The 15623-nt window shown below is 67.4% G+C and carries 16 protein-coding genes; 1 reads left to right on the plus strand and 15 read right to left on the minus strand.

Annotated elements, in window-relative coordinates; all coding sequences use genetic code 11:
• Window positions 1-17: 17 nt before the first annotated feature.
• The 5 genes from ACZLHH_RS10830 to flhB all read right to left on the minus strand — a co-directional run bounded on the left by ACZLHH_RS10830 (window position 18) and on the right by flhB (window position 6635).
• Window positions 18-761 carry an RNA polymerase sigma factor FliA gene (locus ACZLHH_RS10830; protein ID WP_049401180.1) on the minus strand — a complete coding sequence of 248 codons (744 nt, stop codon included), beginning with the start codon at window positions 759-761 and terminating at the stop codon, window positions 18-20.
• Window positions 758-1645 carry a MinD/ParA family ATP-binding protein gene (locus ACZLHH_RS10835; RefSeq protein WP_049401182.1) on the minus strand — a complete coding sequence of 296 codons (888 nt, stop codon included), beginning with the start codon at window positions 1643-1645 and terminating at the stop codon, window positions 758-760. Before ACZLHH_RS10835 ends, ACZLHH_RS10830 begins: the two co-directional genes overlap by 4 nt.
• On the minus strand, window positions 1632-3254 hold the full coding sequence (gene flhF, locus ACZLHH_RS10840) for a flagellar biosynthesis GTPase FlhF (RefSeq protein ID WP_149909290.1): 1623 nt from the start codon (window positions 3252-3254) through the stop codon (window positions 1632-1634). Before flhF ends, ACZLHH_RS10835 begins: the two co-directional genes overlap by 14 nt.
• A 145-nt stretch (window positions 3255-3399) precedes the next feature.
• Window positions 3400-5460 carry a flagellar biosynthesis protein FlhA gene (gene flhA / locus ACZLHH_RS10845; protein WP_180844124.1) on the minus strand — a complete coding sequence of 687 codons (2061 nt, stop codon included), beginning with the start codon at window positions 5458-5460 and terminating at the stop codon, window positions 3400-3402.
• Window positions 5461-5504: 44 nt separating this feature from the next.
• Window positions 5505-6635: a flagellar biosynthesis protein FlhB gene (flhB, locus tag ACZLHH_RS10850; protein WP_149909292.1), complete on the minus strand. Its 1131-nt coding sequence runs from the start codon at window positions 6633-6635 to the stop codon at window positions 5505-5507.
• Window positions 6636-6841: 206 nt separating this feature from the next.
• On the opposite strand from flhB, the gene ACZLHH_RS10855 reads away from it, so the two are divergent.
• Window positions 6842-7267: a hypothetical protein gene (locus ACZLHH_RS10855; RefSeq protein WP_223224720.1), complete on the plus strand. Its 426-nt coding sequence runs from the start codon at window positions 6842-6844 to the stop codon at window positions 7265-7267.
• Between the two features lie 45 nt (window positions 7268-7312).
• Here the strand turns inward: ACZLHH_RS10855 and ACZLHH_RS10860 are convergent, their stop codons facing one another.
• The 10 genes from ACZLHH_RS10860 to fliJ all read right to left on the minus strand — a co-directional run bounded on the left by ACZLHH_RS10860 (window position 7313) and on the right by fliJ (window position 15622).
• Window positions 7313-9445 carry a putative bifunctional diguanylate cyclase/phosphodiesterase gene (locus tag ACZLHH_RS10860; RefSeq protein ID WP_149909293.1) on the minus strand — a complete coding sequence of 711 codons (2133 nt, stop codon included), beginning with the start codon at window positions 9443-9445 and terminating at the stop codon, window positions 7313-7315.
• 164 nt (window positions 9446-9609) lie between these two features.
• On the minus strand, window positions 9610-10401 hold the full coding sequence (gene fliR / locus ACZLHH_RS10865; protein ID WP_012510964.1) for a flagellar biosynthetic protein FliR: 792 nt from the start codon (window positions 10399-10401) through the stop codon (window positions 9610-9612).
• A gap of 13 nt (window positions 10402-10414) precedes the next feature.
• Entirely contained in the window at window positions 10415-10684 is a 270-nt protein-coding gene (locus ACZLHH_RS10870) for a flagellar biosynthetic protein FliQ (protein ID WP_012510965.1), read from the minus strand.
• A gap of 82 nt (window positions 10685-10766) precedes the next feature.
• The gene (gene fliP / locus ACZLHH_RS10875; protein ID WP_032129213.1) at window positions 10767-11546 is read right to left on the minus strand and encodes a flagellar type III secretion system pore protein FliP; all 780 of its coding nucleotides are present in this window, start codon (window positions 11544-11546) and stop codon (window positions 10767-10769) included.
• 1 nt (window position 11547) lies between these two features.
• Window positions 11548-11967 carry a flagellar biosynthetic protein FliO gene (fliO, locus tag ACZLHH_RS10880; RefSeq protein ID WP_032129212.1) on the minus strand — a complete coding sequence of 140 codons (420 nt, stop codon included), beginning with the start codon at window positions 11965-11967 and terminating at the stop codon, window positions 11548-11550.
• The gene (gene fliN, locus ACZLHH_RS10885; protein WP_012510967.1) at window positions 11964-12299 is read right to left on the minus strand and encodes a flagellar motor switch protein FliN; all 336 of its coding nucleotides are present in this window, start codon (window positions 12297-12299) and stop codon (window positions 11964-11966) included. The genes fliO and fliN overlap by 4 nt, the downstream gene beginning before the upstream one ends.
• Window positions 12296-13300: a flagellar motor switch protein FliM gene (gene fliM / locus ACZLHH_RS10890; protein WP_032129211.1), complete on the minus strand. Its 1005-nt coding sequence runs from the start codon at window positions 13298-13300 to the stop codon at window positions 12296-12298. The genes fliN and fliM overlap by 4 nt, the downstream gene beginning before the upstream one ends.
• 10 nt (window positions 13301-13310) lie before the next feature.
• On the minus strand, window positions 13311-13826 hold the full coding sequence (locus tag ACZLHH_RS10895; RefSeq protein ID WP_149909295.1) for a flagellar basal body-associated FliL family protein: 516 nt from the start codon (window positions 13824-13826) through the stop codon (window positions 13311-13313).
• A 192-nt stretch (window positions 13827-14018) separates the two neighbouring features.
• Window positions 14019-15155: a flagellar hook-length control protein FliK gene (locus ACZLHH_RS10900; protein WP_149909296.1), complete on the minus strand. Its 1137-nt coding sequence runs from the start codon at window positions 15153-15155 to the stop codon at window positions 14019-14021.
• Window positions 15155-15622, minus strand: a complete 468-nt coding sequence (gene fliJ / locus ACZLHH_RS10905) for a flagellar export protein FliJ (protein ID WP_005416437.1) — start codon at window positions 15620-15622, stop codon at window positions 15155-15157. The genes ACZLHH_RS10900 and fliJ overlap by 1 nt, the downstream gene beginning before the upstream one ends.
• Window position 15623: the final 1 nt, after the last annotated feature.

Raw genomic sequence — 15623 nt, forward strand, 5'->3', positions numbered from 1 at the left:
AGCCGCCTCGGGGATGTTCATTCTTCGAGGCCTGCGTCGGCAGCCTCGAACAGCTTCAGCCGGCCACGCAGGCGCAGTACCGCCTGGCCGTGGATCTGGCAGACCCGCGACTCGCTCACGCCGAGCACCGCGCCGATCTCCTTCAGGTTCAGTTCCTGCTCGTAGTACAGCGAGAGCACCAGTTGTTCGCGCTCGGGCAGGTGGCCGATGGCCTTGCCCAGCTCGCGACCGAACTCACCGCGCTCCAGTACCTGCTGCGGGGTCGGCCCGCCCTGGGCGACGGTGTCCAGCTCGCCCTGGTCCTCGATGCGCGATTCCAGGCTCAGCACCTGGCCACGTGCAGCGTCTTCCATCAGCCGCAGGTACTCAGGCAGCGGCATCTCCATCGCGGCGGCCACTTCAGTGGCGCTGGCGGCACGGCCACTGCTCTGTTCCAGGCGGCGGATGGTGGCGGCGGCATCACGTGCACGGCGGTGCACCGAGCGCGGGACCCAGTCACCACGGCGGATCTCGTCGATCATCGAACCACGGATGCGGATCGAGGCGTAGGTCTCGAAAGAAGCACCCTGGTCGGCGTCATAGCTGCGCGAGGCTTCGATCAGGCCCATCATGCCGGCCTGGATCAGGTCGTCGACCTCGACGCTGGCCGGCAGGCGCGCGGCCAGGTGGTGGGCGATGCGCCGCACCAGGTCCGAATGCTGGGCGATGACTTCGTTCGCCGCCGAGCGCTGCACTTCCCTGTACTGGGCTGCGCCTTTCATGCCGTCACCCCACGCTGCTTGAGGATGCGTTCGAGGAAGAACTCGACGCCGCCACGCGGTTCGGTCGGCGCCTGCCAGCGCGCGGTACGGCGCGCGATCTCGGTGATCGCCAGCGCCGCCGGGCTGGACGGATAGGCCTTCACCACCGGCTGCTGGCGCTGCACCGACAGGCGCAGCCAATCGTCCTGCGGCACGCAGCCCAGGTAGTTCAGCGAGACATCGGCGAGGAACTTCTCGCAGACGCGGGTCAGCTTTTCGTACAGCACGCGGCCCTCGTTCGGGTCGCGCACCATGTTGGCCACCACCTGGATGCGGTCCACGCCGCGCTCGCGCGACAGCACCTTGATCAGTGCGTAGGCGTCGGTGATCGAGGCCGGCTCGTCACAGACCACCACCACGGTGTCCTGTGCGGCCTGGCAGAAGGTCAGCACGCCATCGGTGATGCCCGCGGCAGTGTCCACCACCATGATGTCCAGCTCGCGCTCCAGCTCGGAGAACACGTTGACCAGGCCAACGTGCTCAGCCGGGGCCAGCTCGGCCATGTGGCGGCGGCCGGATGCGGCCGGGACCACCAGCACGCCGTTCGGGCCTTCGACGATGACGTCATCCAGCGTGCAGCGGCCGGCGACCAGGTCGGCCAGCGTAAAGGTGGGGTTCAGCCCCAGGATCACGTCGATGTTGGCCAGGCCGAGGTCGGCGTCCAGCAGCAGCGTGCGCTTGCCCATGCCAGCCAGTGCCACGGCCAGGTTGGCCGACACATTCGTCTTGCCCACGCCGCCCTTGCCGCCAGTGACCGCAATGGTGCGCACAGGGCCGAGCGGCTCGCTGCGGGTGGCCGACAGCGGGAAGGTCTTGGTCAGCTTGGCGTACTCACGCGACGGCATGGTTCAACTCCGGGTTGCAGGGCATATCGGCCGCGCGGCGCAAATCTTCAAGGCGAAGTACAAGATTGGCTGCACTGGCCCGGTGCAGGTCCTCCGGGACGTCCTGGCCATCGGTCACCCAGGTGATCGGCAGGGCATGATCCACGGCCACCGACAGGGCGTTGCCGAAGCGGCCGGTCTCGTCCAGCTTGCTCAGTACCAGGCCCTGCAGGTTGGCGGCGCCGAAGCGGCGGACCACCTCGTCCATGTCGCCGAAGCTGGTGTTGGCCGGCAGCACCAGCAGGGTGCGGACCTGGCGGGCGGCACGCAGCCACTGCAGCTGGGCGGCCAGTGCGCGGTCGCGCGGGCCCAGGCCGGCGGTGTCGATCAGCACCAGCTTGTAGTCCTTCAAGCGTTCCAGCAGCTGGTCCAGGTCGGTGCCGCTGTTGGCCTCATGCACCGCGATGCCGAGCTGGCGGCCGTAGCCGTACAGCTGCTCGCGGGCACCGATGCGGGTGGTGTCGGTGGTGACCAGGGCCACGTCACGCGGCGCGTGCTTCTCGGCGAAGCGCGAGGCCAGCTTGGCGATGGTGGTGGTCTTGCCAGCGCCGGTCGGTCCGACCAGGGCGATCACGCCGCCTTCTTCCAGCGGGTCGACCGGGGCGATCGGCAGCTTGCGCGAAATCAGCCCCAGCATCAGGCCGCGGCCACGGTGGGCTTCGGTCTCCAGTGGGATCTGCATGGCCACGTCGCGGGCCAGGCCGGCATCGAAGCCATACTCGTCCATCAGGTCCAGCGCGGTGGCGCGCACCGGGCAGCCGCGCAGGCGCTCGTCGGTGAAGCGGTTCATCTCGCGCTCGATCACATGGCGCATGCCGGCCACTTCCTGGCGCAGCTGGCGGATCTCGGCGTCGTCCTGGGCCACCAGGGTCAGTGCCGGGGCTGGGGCCAGCACGGGGGCAGCGCCGGTTTCGTCGCTGGCTTCGACCGGTGCCGGTTCGCTGGCGACGATCCCGGATTGCGCTTCGGTCACGGCAGCGGTCGGCAGCGGCGGCGGCTGCACGGCCGACGCCGCGCTTTCGTGATGCGTCTCGTGCGGCGGGTCGATCTGGAAGCGGGCGCGGTTGGCCGGTGCGGCGGTGCTGGGTGCCGGTGCGACGATGGCTTCAGCGAACGGAGCGAAGATCTGATCCGGCAGCGCCGGTTCGTTGACGGCGGCGCGCGCGAGGGTGGCGGCGAAGCCGGTGCTGCCGCGGGTCGGCACGATCTCGTCGGCGCTGTCCAGGGTGCGGCCGGTGGCGCCGACCGCAGCGCGGGCGAGGGCAGCCACGGCCGAGGTGGTTGCGGCGACCGGTTCCGGTGCCGGGGTATTGCTGCGGCGGCGGGTGACCGCGGCGATCACCGCGTCGGCGGCGGTGCGCGGCTTCGGCGCCGGCGGCGGAGCGATGTCACGACGCGAGGCTTCCAGTGCACGCTGCACGGCGCTCTCGTCGTAGTTGGCGGCGGCGACGATCTCGATGCCTTCCTCGATCCGGCGGTTGGACAGGATCACGGCGTCAGGACCATGTTCCTTGCGCACCAGGTTCATGGCCGAGCGCATGTCGGCGGCGACGAATCGTTTGATTTTCATGCTGTGGTCACGGGACGAAGACGGCGGGGTGGCGGTCGGAGAACTCGGGTGGTCGGTGGTCTGCACGGTGCGGGTTCCCCTTGGTATCTGTCTGTTGCGTTGGTTCGAAAGTGGTGTCTGTTTTCTGGCGCATCGGAGGGCGGCGTCAGCTGATCGTTCCGACCAGCTTCAGGCGCTTGTCCTCCGGCACCTCGCTGTAGGCCAGAACCGACAGCGACGGAACGCTGTGGCGGACCAGGCGGGCCAGCGCGGCACGCACCGGGCCAGGTACCAGCACGACCGCGGGCTCGTTGCGGGCTTCCTGCTTGCTGACGCATTCGGCCAGGCTCTGGTGCAGTCGCTCAGCGAGTCCGGGTTCCAGCGCGGCGCCGTTGCCCTGCGTGGACTCCTGCAAGACACGTTCCAATTGTGGGTTGAGCGTGAACACCGGCAGCTCCGCCGACATTCCGGCGATCTCCTGCACGATGAAACGACCCAGTGCGGTGCGCACCGCGGCGGTCAGTACGGCCGGGTCCTGGCTGTTCGAAGCGTGTTCGACCAGTGCTTCGGCGATCTTGCGCAGCTGGCGGATCGGAATGCGTTCGATCAGCAGGTTCTGCAACACGCGCACCACCGCAGACAGCGGCAGCGCCTTCGGCGTCAGATCTTCGACGAGCTTGGGTGCGCTCTTGGCCAGGTTGGCCAGCAGGTGCTGCACTTCCTCGTGGCCGAGCAGCTCGGGTGCGTGCTCGCGGATCAGGTGCGACAGATGGGTGGCGACCACGGTGGCTGGATCGACCACGGTATAGCCCAGCGTTTCAGCCTGAGCACGCTGGTGCGGTTGGATCCAGGTGGCATCCAGGCCGAACGCGGGGTCCTTGCCGGCGATGCCTTCCAGCGCGCCGAGGGCGCTGCCCGGGTCCAGCGCCAGTTCGCGGTCGGGGTGGATCTCGGCGGTGGCCACCGGTACGCCGTGCACCAGCACGCGGTAGCCGTTGGCCGGCAGCTCCAGGTTGTCGCGGATGTGCACCGACGGGATCAGGAAGCCGACGTCCTGGGTCAGCTTGCGCCGCACGCCCTTGATGCGTGCCATCAGTTCGCCGCCCTGGTTGCTGTCCACCAGCGGAATCAGCCGGTAGCCGACCTCCAGGCCCAGCGGATCGACCGGGCGAAGTTCGTCCCAGCTCAGTTCGGCAGTCGGAGCCGGCGCGGCCGGGCGGCCGAGTGCGTTGAGCGCGGCAGCGTCATTGCCTGCGGCTGCCGGATCGGTGGCCGCGGCCTTGCCCTTGCGGTAGACCTTCCAGGCGATGAAGCCGAGGATCGCGGACAGCGTCAGGAAAGCGACGTTGGGCATGCCCGGCACCAGGCCGACCACGCCGATGATGCCGGCGGTGATCGCCAGCGCGCGGTACTGGCCGAACACCTGGCCGGTCATGGCCTGGGCCATGTCCTGCGAACGCGAGGCGCGGGTGACCAGCATGGCCACGGCGCTGGAGACCAGCAGCGCCGGCAGCTGCGCCACCAGGCCATCACCAATCGACAGCAGGGTGTAGGTGGCAGCGGCATCGCCGAACGGCATGCCATGCTGCAGCACGCCTACGGCCAGGCCGCCGAGCATGTTGATGAACAGGATCAGGATGCCGGCAATGGCATCACCACGGATGAACTTGCTGGCACCGTCCATCGCGCCGTAGAAATCGGCTTCCTCGCGGACTTCCTCGCGGCGCAGCTTGGCTTCTTCACGCGTCAGCAAACCGGCGTTGAGGTCGGCGTCGATCGCCATCTGCTTGCCGGGCATCGCGTCGAGGATGAAGCGCGCGGTCACTTCCGAGACGCGGCCGGCGCCCTTGGTGATGACCACGAAGTTGATGATGGTCAGGATCGCGAACACCACGATGCCGACCGCGTAGTTGCCGCCGATCACGAACTCGCCGAAGGCGGCAATGACCTTGCCCGCGGCGTCATGGCCGTTCTGGCCGTTCAGCAGGATGACGCGGGTGGAGGCGACGTTCAGCGCCAGCCGCAGCATGGTGGTGATCAGCAGCACGATCGGGAAGATCGTGAAGTCCAGCGGGCGCTTCACGTAGACCACCGCCAGCAGCACCATCAGCGAGATGGCGATGTTGAAGGTGAACAGGGCATCGAGCACCGGTGCGGCCAGCGGCACCACGACCATGGCCAGCAGGGCCAGCACGATCAGCGGTGCGCCAAGGCCCTGGCGGATCATTTCCAGCGCGCGGCGGGTGTTGAAACCGGTGGAGGGCTGGGCGCTCACGGGCGGCCTCCCTTGCCGAATTCATCCACCTGGATGTGCGGGGCGTCCGGCATCGGGCCAGTGCGCCAGGCGCGCAGCTGGTAGACGTAGGACAGGACCTGGGCGACGGCCGAATACAGTCTCACGGGGATTTCCTTTCCGAGTTGGCCTTCCCGATACAAGGCGCGTGCCAAAGGCGGGGCGGAGACGATCGCCACCTTGTTGCCGTCGGCCACTTCACGGATGCGCAGGGCGGTCTCATCCACACCCAGGGCGACCACTTTGGGGGCGTCCATGGCGCCGCCCTCGTACTTAAGGGCGACCGCGTAGTGGGTGGGGTTGACCACCACCACGTCGGCAGTGGGCACCGCCTCCATCATCCGGCGGTTGGCCATCTGCTGCTGCAGCTGGCGGATGCGGCCCTTGACCTCGGGGCTGCCCTCGCTTTCCTTCATTTCCCGGCGCAGCTCTTCACGGGTCATCTTCAGCTTGCGCATCCAGTTCCAGCGCTGGTAGGGCGCATCGATGGCGGCCAGCACCAGCATCGCGCCGGCGGTGGCCAGCAGCAGGCGCAGGGTGAAGCCGAGGCCGTCGGTGATGGCGGTCTCCAGCGGGTGGTGGATCAGCCCGCGCAGGGTGTCGAAGCCGGTCCACACCACCAGCCCGGCGGCAACGCCGACAAAAGCCACGCGCAACAACGACTTGGTGAACTCGGCGATGGCTTCCGGGCCATACAGGCGCTTGAGCCCGCTCATCGGGTTCATGCGGTTGAAGTCGGGCATCATCGCCTTCTGCGACCAGCGCAGGCCGCCCATCACCAGCGGGGCGACGAAGCTGGCCAGCAGGCAGACCAGCACCAGCGGCGCGATCACCAGCATGAACTGCAGCAGCAGGTCGCCGAAGTGGCCGAACAGTTCCTTCGGGTTCTGCCGCAGGCTCTGTTCCGGGCTGAGTGCATGCTTCATCCAGGCGCTTGCACCACGGCCGATCGAGCCGCTCATGGCCATCACCGCCAGTACGCCGGCGCCGAACACGGCGGCCGTGCCGAGCTCGCGCGAGCGCGGCAGGTTGCCCTGTTCACGGGCGTCGCGCAGGCGTTTTTCGGTAGGTTGTTCGGTCTTTTCGCCGGCGGATTCGTTCTCGGACATCACGGGCACTGCGGCAGGGGATGCCGGGGTGCGTGCAAGAACCGTGCCGCTAGCCGTCAGTCGCGAGCGGCAGCACTGTGTGTCTGCTCCTGCTCATTCTGGCGTTCGCAGTGCTGTATGCGCTGCCGCGCTATCGCATTTAGCGGGCGGGGAAGATCGTTCAACTGCTGCTGTACAGGGGGCAGCTAGCAGCTACATGAGGCATGATGGCAGCACACGCAGAAGAGAAGGGCGATGCTGAATGGATTGCAGGATGGGATATCGCAGCAATGAGCTTTGACATTGTCGTTTTGAAGCTGGAGGACCTCGGTGAAAAAGACCTGTCCAATGTTGAGGCTGTGCAGGATATTGGATGTCCCCAGGCCATAATCGCATCCTTGGAGTTGGTGTTCCCCGGATGTGTCCAAGGTGCGTTCTCGGATGGTGAGCGCTACTCGCTCGAGTCCGCTCTGAATGGAGATCCGGTGAGCTCTATACACCTTACTCTTAGATTCGGTCGAGCATGGTCTGAGGCAGCCAATGCTGAGTTCATGGCCCTGCTTTCAACACTTTGCCAGCGGTTGCAGTCAGTCGCTTTTGCGGTCTCCGACAACTCGAGGCTCACTCCTCCCTACCCGGTCACGCTGGAGTGATTTGCCCACGCCGGGCTTGCCCAGGCGCGCGGCCGTGTGGGTTCATTAACCCCCACCTTCGGGTGCTTTGAAGCCATTGGCCAGTTCCACCCGAGGCCGGGGCAGGTCATGCAGCTGCATGAAGCGCGCCGCATCCACCGGGCGGCCGAGCAGGTAGCCCTGCAGGTAATCGCAGCCCAGCCGCTCCAGGTAGGCGCGCTGCGCGGCGGTTTCCACGCCTTCGGCCACGATGTCCATGTCCAGCGCGTGGCCCAGCGCCACGATCGCCGAGACGATCACCACGTCCTCGGCGCTGTGCTCCAGATCGCGCACGAAGGCGTGGTCGATCTTGATTTCGGTGGCCGGCAGCCGCTTGAGGTACAGCAGGCTGGAATAGCCGGTGCCGAAGTCATCGATGGAGATGCCCACGCCCAGTGCCGAGAGCGCCTGCAGCAGGCGCAGGCTGGTATCGGTATCGCGCATCACCGTGCTTTCGGTGATCTCCAGCACCAGGTGGCGTGGGGCAATGTCGTAGCGTTCGATCACTTCACGCACATCCTGCAGCAGGTGCGGCGAACTGAACTGCACCGGCGACAGGTTCACCGACATCGACCAGCCCTCGTGGCCCGCATCGTGCCAGCGGCGCAGCTGCTGGCAGGCCTGGTCCAGCGCCCAGCGCCCGATCTCATTGATCGCACCGCTGCGTTCGGCCAGCCGGATGAAGCGGTCCGGCGGGATCAGGCCATGCTCCGGATGGCGCCAGCGGATCAGCGCTTCGGCACCGGCCACCTTCTGCGTGGCTACCTGGATCTTCGGCTGGTAGTGCAGGAACAGCTGCTCGCTGCCGATGGCCCGGCGCAGGTCGGCCAGCAGCCGGAACTGTTGTTCGGCGCTGTCATTCATCCAGTCGGCGAACAGCACGAAGGCGTTGCGTCCGGATTCCTTGGCCTGGTACATCGCTGCATCGGCAAAGGCCATCAGCTGCCGCTCGCTGGCAGCGTGGTCCGGACAGATCGCCACGCCGATGCTGGCGGTCACCTGCAGTTCGTTGTCGGCCAGCAACGGCCCGCTGCCGACCGCCTGCAGGATGCGCCGGGCCAGCGTCGGCAGGTCCTCGTCGTGCTCGATGCGCACCACCAGCACGAACTCGTCGCCGCCCAGCCGCGCCAGCATGTCGTTGGGCCGAAGCAGCTGGCGCGTGCGTTCGGCCACCGCAACCAACAGTGCATCTCCGGCCTGGTGGCCGTAGGCATCGTTGACCTGCTTGAAGCCATCCAGGTCCATGAACATCACCGCGAAGCGGCTGCCGCCCTGTTCGGCCTCGGCCAGCGCCTGCACGATGCGCCGCTGCAGCAGCAGGCGGTTGGGCAGGCGGGTAAGCGGGTCGTGCAGTGCGGCCTGGGTCAGTTCCTGCTGAGCGTCGGTCAGCGAGGTACTCAACAGGGAATTGCGCAGGCGCAGCAGTTGCGCCTCCACCCGCTGGTCCAGCCAGGAGACCACCAGCACCACGGCCAAGATGGCGACGGTCAGCACCACCACCAGCATGGCCAGCCATTCGCTCTGCAGCCCATCGCCGACGGCTGCGCCGCAGATGCTGCCTTCCGGAAAGCGTGCGGCGGCCATGCCGGTGTAGTGCATGCCGACGATGGCCAGCCCGAGCAGGCCGGCAGCCGCGAGCCGGTCGCCGACACGGGTGCGCTGCGCGCGCAGGCGGAACGCCACGTACAGCGCCGTCCACGAGGCGGCCACCGCCACCATCAGCGAAAAAAGCAGCCAGCCCGGGTCGTAGTCGATGCCCGGCTGCATGCGCATTGCGGCCATGCCAACGTAATGCATGCCGGCAATGCCGGTGCCCATCAGCAATGCCCCGCCGGCCAGGCGTGGGTGCGGCAGGGTGCGCAGCGAAACCAGCCACAGCGCGAACACCGATGAGGCGATCGCCAATGCGAGGGAAAGCAGGGTGATCGGCAGGTCGTAGCCGAGCGGAATGGGCAGGTCGAAGGCGAGCATGCCGATGAAGTGCATCGACCAGATGCCCAGACCCATGGCGAAGCCACCACCGAGGCGCCACCACCACGCCGCGCCCTTGCCGGGTGCAGTGACCGTGCGCCCGGCCATCGCCAGCGCGGTGTACGAAGCCATCACGGCCACCAGCAGCGAGATCGCCACCAGCCACGGGTTGTACGTGCCTACCAGCATTCGTCAGTCTCCCGGACCTGCCTGTCGACGGAAACCACGGTGGGGCATGCATGAGGCAGGCCGACGCAAGGCGCCGGCCACGTGCGACATCCCCCCGGTTGCCGCGTATTCACTCTAACGCGCAGACCCGGGGGAAGGGCAAGCAGTAAAACGTGATGATCCGGTCAGTGTGTGACCGTGTCCGCAGCCTGGAAGGCGGCATCGAACAGGCGCTGTACCGGCGGACCCATTTCCCCGGCCAGCAGCGCCAGCAGGAACAGGCCCAGCAGCAGCGACACTGGCAGGCCGAGCTGGATCGGGTTCAGCGCCGGGGCCGCACGGGCCAGGACGCCGAACGCCAGGTTCACCGCCAGCATTGCCACAGTCAGCGGGATCGCCAGGGTCAATGCGCCGCGCAGTACGGTCAGCAGGAAGGTTGGGGCGATGCTGAAGAAGGCGTGCGGGTCCGGCAGCGGGGCGCCGATCGGCAGCGCCCGGTAGCTGTCCACCACCAGCGAGATCAGCGCCAGGTGCCCGTTGGCGGTGAAGAACAGCAGGCCGAACAGCAGATAGAACCACTGGCCGATCACGCCGGAGGTGCCGCCACGCAATGGGTCACTCATCTGCGCGAAGGCCAGGCCGGTGCCCTGGGCGATCAGTTCGCCGGCCATCGCGCCGGCCTCGAACACCAGCCGAAGCAGGAAGCCGATGGATACGCCGATGGCCAGTTCACGGGCGATGGTAAGGACCGTGGCGGCATCGAAACCGGTCCAGTCCGGTACCGGCGGCAGCAGCGGCGCCAGTGCGATGGCCAGGGTGCCAGCCAGCACCACGCGCACCCGCGCGGGAACGGCACGGGTACCGACCATCGGCATGGCCATGGCCACTGCGCCGATGCGCAGCATGGTCCACAGCACGGTGCCGATCATGCCGAAGGCCTGCAGGCCGTCGGCAGCCATCTGGGTGGCGGCGTCCATCGAAGCGCGTGTCCTAGCCGATCAGGTGTGGAATGCGCTGGAACAGCAGCGTGGTGAACTCCACCAGGTGGCCGATCAGCAGGCTGCCCAGCGCGAACAGCACCGCGGTCAGCGCCGCCGCCTTGGCGACGAAGGCGATGGTCGGCTCATTGAGCTGGGTCGCGGCCTGCACCACGCCCACCACCACACCGACCACCAGCACGGTGAGCAGCAGCGGGCCGGCCACCCACAACACGGTGATCAGGCCGCCACGCAGTTCGGTCAGGGCAAGTTCGGGAGTCATTCGGGTTCCATCTGCTCATGTAGCGTCGAGCCATGCTCGACTGTGCTTCTGTAGAGTCGAGCCATGCTCGACTGCCTCTCGATCACGCCGGATTGAAGCTCGCCGCCAAGGTACCGACGGTCAGCACCCAGCCATCCACCAGCACGAACAGCAGGATCTTGAACGGTGCCGACACCAGCATCGGCGACAGCATCATCATGCCCATCGACATCAGCACGCTGGCCACCACCAGGTCGATGATCACGAACGGGATGAAGATCAGGAAGCCGATTTCGAAGGCGGTCTTCAGCTCGCTGGTGACGAACGAGGCGACCAGAACCGGGAACGGGATCGCATCGGGGCTGGCGTAGGTGCCATGCCCGGCGATGCCGGCAAAGGTCATCAGGTCGGTCTCGCGGATCTGCGCCAGCATGAAGCCGCGCAGCGGCGTGGTGGTCAGCGTCCAGGCGGTCTGGAAGTCGATCTCGCCGTTGAGGTAGGGCGCCATGCCGGTGCTCCAGGCCTTGTCCCAGGTCGGCAGCATGATCATTGCGGTGAGGAACAGTGCCAGGCCCAGCAGCACCTGGTTGGACGGCGTCTGCCCGGTACCCAGTGCCTGGCGCAGCAGGCCCAGCACGATGATGATGCGGGTGAACGAGGTCAGTACCAGCAGCATGGACGGGATCAGGGTGATCGCGGTCATCAGCAGCAGGGTCTGCAGCGGCAGGCTGACCGGAGCACCGCCGATCTTGCCGACATTGATGTCCGGCAGCGGCGTGGTCGGGGCACCGGGTGCGGCGAATGCCAGCGCCGGCAACAGGCACAGGGCGAGCATCAGCAGCCACGGCATCAGGGTGGCAAGACGGGTACGGGTGACACGCATGTCAGGGATCCTTGCGCAGCCGCTGCTGCAGCAGCTGGGCGAAATTCGGCAGGTTCTTGAAGTCCGGCACGCGCACCGGCGCGGGCGGCGGCAGCGGTTCGGGCAGGGTGTGCAGGGTGTTGATGCCGCCAGCGGTGACGCCCAGCAGCAGCTGCTGGCCGTTGACCTCGACCACCACCACGCGCTCCTTGGCACCGACACTCAGGCTGGCCACCACCTTCATGCCGTCGGCCGGGCGGAAGCCGCTGCCGGGCAGGCGCTTTAGCAGCCAGCCGAGGCCGATGACCAGCGCCAGCACTGCCAGCAGCGCCAGCACCGCGCCGAACAGGCTCGGTGCGGCGGCTGCGTGCTGGCCGATCTGCGGGCCGACCGGAGCGGCGGTCTTGCCGACCGCCAGCAGTGTGGAGGCCAGCAGGCTCAACGCAGTCTCCGGATCCGCTCGCTCGGGCTGACCACGTCGGTCAGGCGAACGCCGAAGCGGTCGTTGATCACCACCACCTCGCCGTGGGCGATCAGGGTGCCGTTGACGAACACATCCAGCGATTCGCCGGCGCCGCGTTCCAGTTCCACCACCGAGCCCTGGTTGAGCTGCAGCAGGTTGCGGATCGGCAGGCGGGCACGACCGACTTCCAGCGACAGGGTCACCGGCACGTCGAGGATCACGTCCAGGTTGAGGTCGGCGCCGGCCCCTTCTTCGGCCTGCAGGGTGCCGAACTGGGCCGGGGTCGGTTCGAGGGCGTCGATATCGTTCATTGCGGGTCTTCCTGGATGACGGGTGCGCGCGGGCGGGTGCCCGGCGGATGGGTAGCGGTGATCTTCACGGCGTTCATGCCGTTGGCGATGCCGAACTCGCCGGTGAATACCGGGATGTTCTCCACGCACAGCGGCACCTGCGGGCTTAGCTCGATCGGCAGGATGTCGCCGACCTTCAGCTGGGTCAGGTCACGCAGGGTCATGCGCTTGCTGGCCAGTACGCTGGACAGGGTCACCTCGGCGATGTTGAGCTGTTCGCGCAGGGTCTGGCCCCAGCTTTCGTCGCGATCATTGCGGTCGCTCTGGATGCCAGCGTCGAGCAGCTCGCGGATCGGCTCCAGCATCGAATACGGCAGGGTGACGTGGATGTCGCCGCCACCGCCGTCGAGCTCGACGTGCAGCCGGCACACCACCACGTACTCGCGCGGCGTCACGATGTTGGCGAAGTGCGGGTTGATCTCCGAGTTGATGTACTCGAAGTCGACATCCATCACCGGTGCCCAGGCCTCGCGCAGGTCGGCGAAGGTCTGCTTCAGCAGCAGGTGGATCACCCGCATTTCGGTGGCGGTGAATTCGCGGCCTTCAATGCGGGTCGGGTAGCGCCCGTCGCCGCCAAAGAAGTTGTCGACGATGGCGAACACCAGGGTCGGTTCGAACACGATCAGGCCGGTACCGCGCAGCGGCTTGAAGCGGATCAGGTTCAGGTTGGTCGGCACATACAGCGAGTGCATGTAGTCGTTGAACTTGATGAGCTCGATGCCGCGCACCGACAGTTCGGCCGAACGGCGGATCAGGTTGAACAGGCCGATCCGCCACAGGCGCGCGAAGCGCTCGTGGACCATTTCCAGGGTCGGCATGCGACCGCGGATGATGCGGTCCTGGCTGGCGAAGTCGTACGAACGTGCTTCGCCTGACGGCGGTTCCGCATCGGTCTCGACCGCGCCACTGTCCACGCCGTGGAGCAGGGCATCGATCTCGTCCTGGGACAGCAGATCATTCATCGGTGGGCCCTTACTGGGTCACGAAGCTGGTGAACAGCAGATCGTCGGCGCCGTTGCTGCCGGTCTCGGCCTTGAGCACTTTCTGCACTTCGGCCAGCGAAGCGGCCTGCAGCTTCTGCTTGCCGGCGATGTCGGCGATCTGGTCGGGGCTGACCTGCGAGAACAGCATCAGCAGGCGTGCGCGAATGGCTGGCGCATGCGTCTTGATCGCTTCCAGTGCGGCCGGATCGCGGGTCATCAGCTGCACTTCCAGCTGCAGGTAGCGCGGGCCGTCGACCGGGCCGTTGAGATTGACCACGAAGGCCGGGTCCAGGGCGAAGTACTGCGCCGGTGCCGGAGTACTGGCCTTCTTCGGGGCCTGCGCGGTCTTCTCTTCGTGCTTGGACTGGGTGAAGAACCAGACGCCGCCACCGGCGGCAGAGGCGGCCAGCACGGCCACCAATGCGGTGATCAGGATCGGACTGCGCGGCTTGGCGGCCTTGTCCTTCTCGGCGGTCTTCTTGGTTTTGTCAGCGGCTGCGGCCACGGGGTGAAGCTCCTGAGGGTTGCTTCACCGGGATATGCAAGGGGTGTGCCGGAGCCGGGGCAGAGGGGTGCGACGGAATTCCGTCGGGGTGCCGGTGGGGCCGTGCGGAGCACGCTCCGCACCCACCAACGCGATACTGGTAGGTGCCAACCGTCCCGCTCTGGTGGGTGCCAACCTTGGTTGGCACGCTTGTCAGGCGTACGCGTCCAGCAACCCGCGCTGGCGGATCAACTGCGCGGACGACACGCTGGCCTCGCCCGGCGACGGTTCTCCGTCACCCGCGATGCCGCCGCCACTGGCCTGGCCTGACGCATTGCCGTCACCACCGGGCGCCTGATGACCAACATCAGCATGAGCCAGCTGGAAGCCCTGCTCGCCGAGGAGTTCGCGCAGGCGCGGCAGGCTGCTTTCCAGTGCCTGGCGCACATCCACGTGTGGGCTGCTGAAGCTGGCATGCACCTTGTCGCCGTTCAACTGCAGGCGCACGTCGACCGGGCCCATGTCGTCCGGACTCAACCGGATGTGGGCGTGGCCGATCTTCTGGTCGGCCAGCCAGCCAAGGCGCGCGCCGACGGCCTGGTCGAAACCATCGTCACCGAGCACCGGCTTCGGAGTCGGCTCGCCATTGAAGATGGCGTTGCCTGTAGCGAGTGCGGCTTTCAGATCCTGCACAGCCGCGTTGCCCGGCGCATGCAGCAGCGGCGCTGCGGCACGGTCGCCGATGAGGGGTGCGTCGCTGCCTTCGCCACGCTCGTTGCGCTTGCCGGGCAGCACCAGTTCAGACAACGGCAGCGTGGCTGTCTGGTCGGTGCCGCTGCTGGTGGTGGACGATGTGGCAGCCGCCGCTGTGGATGGCAGGGCTGCGACGGCCGGCAGTGGGGCGGGGGCGGGTAGTGCGTTGCCGTCTGCGTCGGTAGCTGTTGCAGCCATTGCTGGCAGAGCGGCGGCAGGATCGGCAGGCGCCGGTACCGCCAGCACCAGCCCGGCCAGGCCGAGTGGCGGCCACGGGGCATCCTCGGTCGCCGCCGGGGTGTCCTTTTCGGCAACCGGCTTGGCCGGTGCTGTGGGCACCGTGGCGGCGGTCTCTTCGGGGACGGCAGTGCTGTCCGGCCTGCGCTCGGCGCCGGCCTGGCCAGTGCTGTCCGATGCCGGTCCCTGCGTGGACGGCATGGGCGAGTTCGAGGGTTTCGAGGGTGCATCGGCAGCCGGCGAGCCACCCTGCAGCAGTTGGCTGAACCCCTTGTTGCCATCACCGCGTGGTGCGCGGGGGGCGCTGCTGCCGGAATGCTGTGGCTGCGCGTTGGCGCTGCTGGCCAATGGCGCGGGCATCACGAGCGGCCTCCCTGCTCGGCGCCGTCCTGATCTTCGGCCTGTACCAGGCGGGCGCGACGCGCGCCAATGTCGTCCATCTCGCGCTGGTCGCGGCGGTCCGTCACCACCTTTTCCTGTGCGCGGTAGCTGGCGGCCAGCTGTTCCAGCACGGCTTTGTCACGGCTGGCCAGGATCAGGCGGGCGCGCTCGGCTTCCACTTTTTCGCGGTTGCCGTTGACCGTGGCCTGCTGCTGCTCCACCGCACTGTCGAGACGGTCGAGGAAGGCGCGCCGGTTCAGCAGCTGCGCCGGGCTGGTCGCTGCCATCTGCGCGTTCGCATATTCCTCGGCATAGCGGCGCAGTTCGTCCAGTCGCGATAGATGGGTATCGAGCACGCGCTGGCGTTCGGCCAGATCGCGGGCGACTGCGTCCTCGTGTTCCTGGGCCCGCTTGAGCAGGGGATCGATGCGCTTGGACTGGTTCATG

The sequence above is a fragment of the Stenotrophomonas sp. 28608_Sma genome (assembly GCF_056486185.1).

Coding starts and splice junctions, on each gene's coding strand:
- fliN (WP_012510967.1), bottom strand. CDS start 12,299: ATGAACGATATCGACGCCCTCGAACCGACCCCGGCCCAGTTCGGCACC.
- fliR (WP_012510964.1), bottom strand. CDS start 10,401: ATGGACGCCGCCACCCAGATGGCTGCCGACGGCCTGCAGGCCTTCGGC.
- flhA (WP_180844124.1), bottom strand. CDS start 5,460: ATGATCCGCCAGGGCCTTGGCGCACCGCTGATCGTGCTGGCCCTGCTG.
- flhF (WP_149909290.1), bottom strand. CDS start 3,254: ATGAAAATCAAACGATTCGTCGCCGCCGACATGCGCTCGGCCATGAAC.
- fliM (WP_032129211.1), bottom strand. CDS start 13,300: ATGAATGATCTGCTGTCCCAGGACGAGATCGATGCCCTGCTCCACGGC.
- flhB (WP_149909292.1), bottom strand. CDS start 6,635: ATGTCCGAGAACGAATCCGCCGGCGAAAAGACCGAACAACCTACCGAA.
- ACZLHH_RS10900 (WP_149909296.1), bottom strand. CDS start 15,155: ATGCCCGCGCCATTGGCCAGCAGCGCCAACGCGCAGCCACAGCATTCC.
- fliP (WP_032129213.1), bottom strand. CDS start 11,546: ATGCGTGTCACCCGTACCCGTCTTGCCACCCTGATGCCGTGGCTGCTG.
- ACZLHH_RS10855 (WP_223224720.1), top strand. CDS start 6,842: ATGGCAGCACACGCAGAAGAGAAGGGCGATGCTGAATGGATTGCAGGA.
- ACZLHH_RS10870 (WP_012510965.1), bottom strand. CDS start 10,684: ATGACTCCCGAACTTGCCCTGACCGAACTGCGTGGCGGCCTGATCACC.
- ACZLHH_RS10830 (WP_049401180.1), bottom strand. CDS start 761: ATGAAAGGCGCAGCCCAGTACAGGGAAGTGCAGCGCTCGGCGGCGAAC.
- ACZLHH_RS10860 (WP_149909293.1), bottom strand. CDS start 9,445: ATGCTGGTAGGCACGTACAACCCGTGGCTGGTGGCGATCTCGCTGCTG.
- fliJ (WP_005416437.1), bottom strand. CDS start 15,622: ATGAACCAGTCCAAGCGCATCGATCCCCTGCTCAAGCGGGCCCAGGAA.
- ACZLHH_RS10835 (WP_049401182.1), bottom strand. CDS start 1,645: ATGCCGTCGCGTGAGTACGCCAAGCTGACCAAGACCTTCCCGCTGTCG.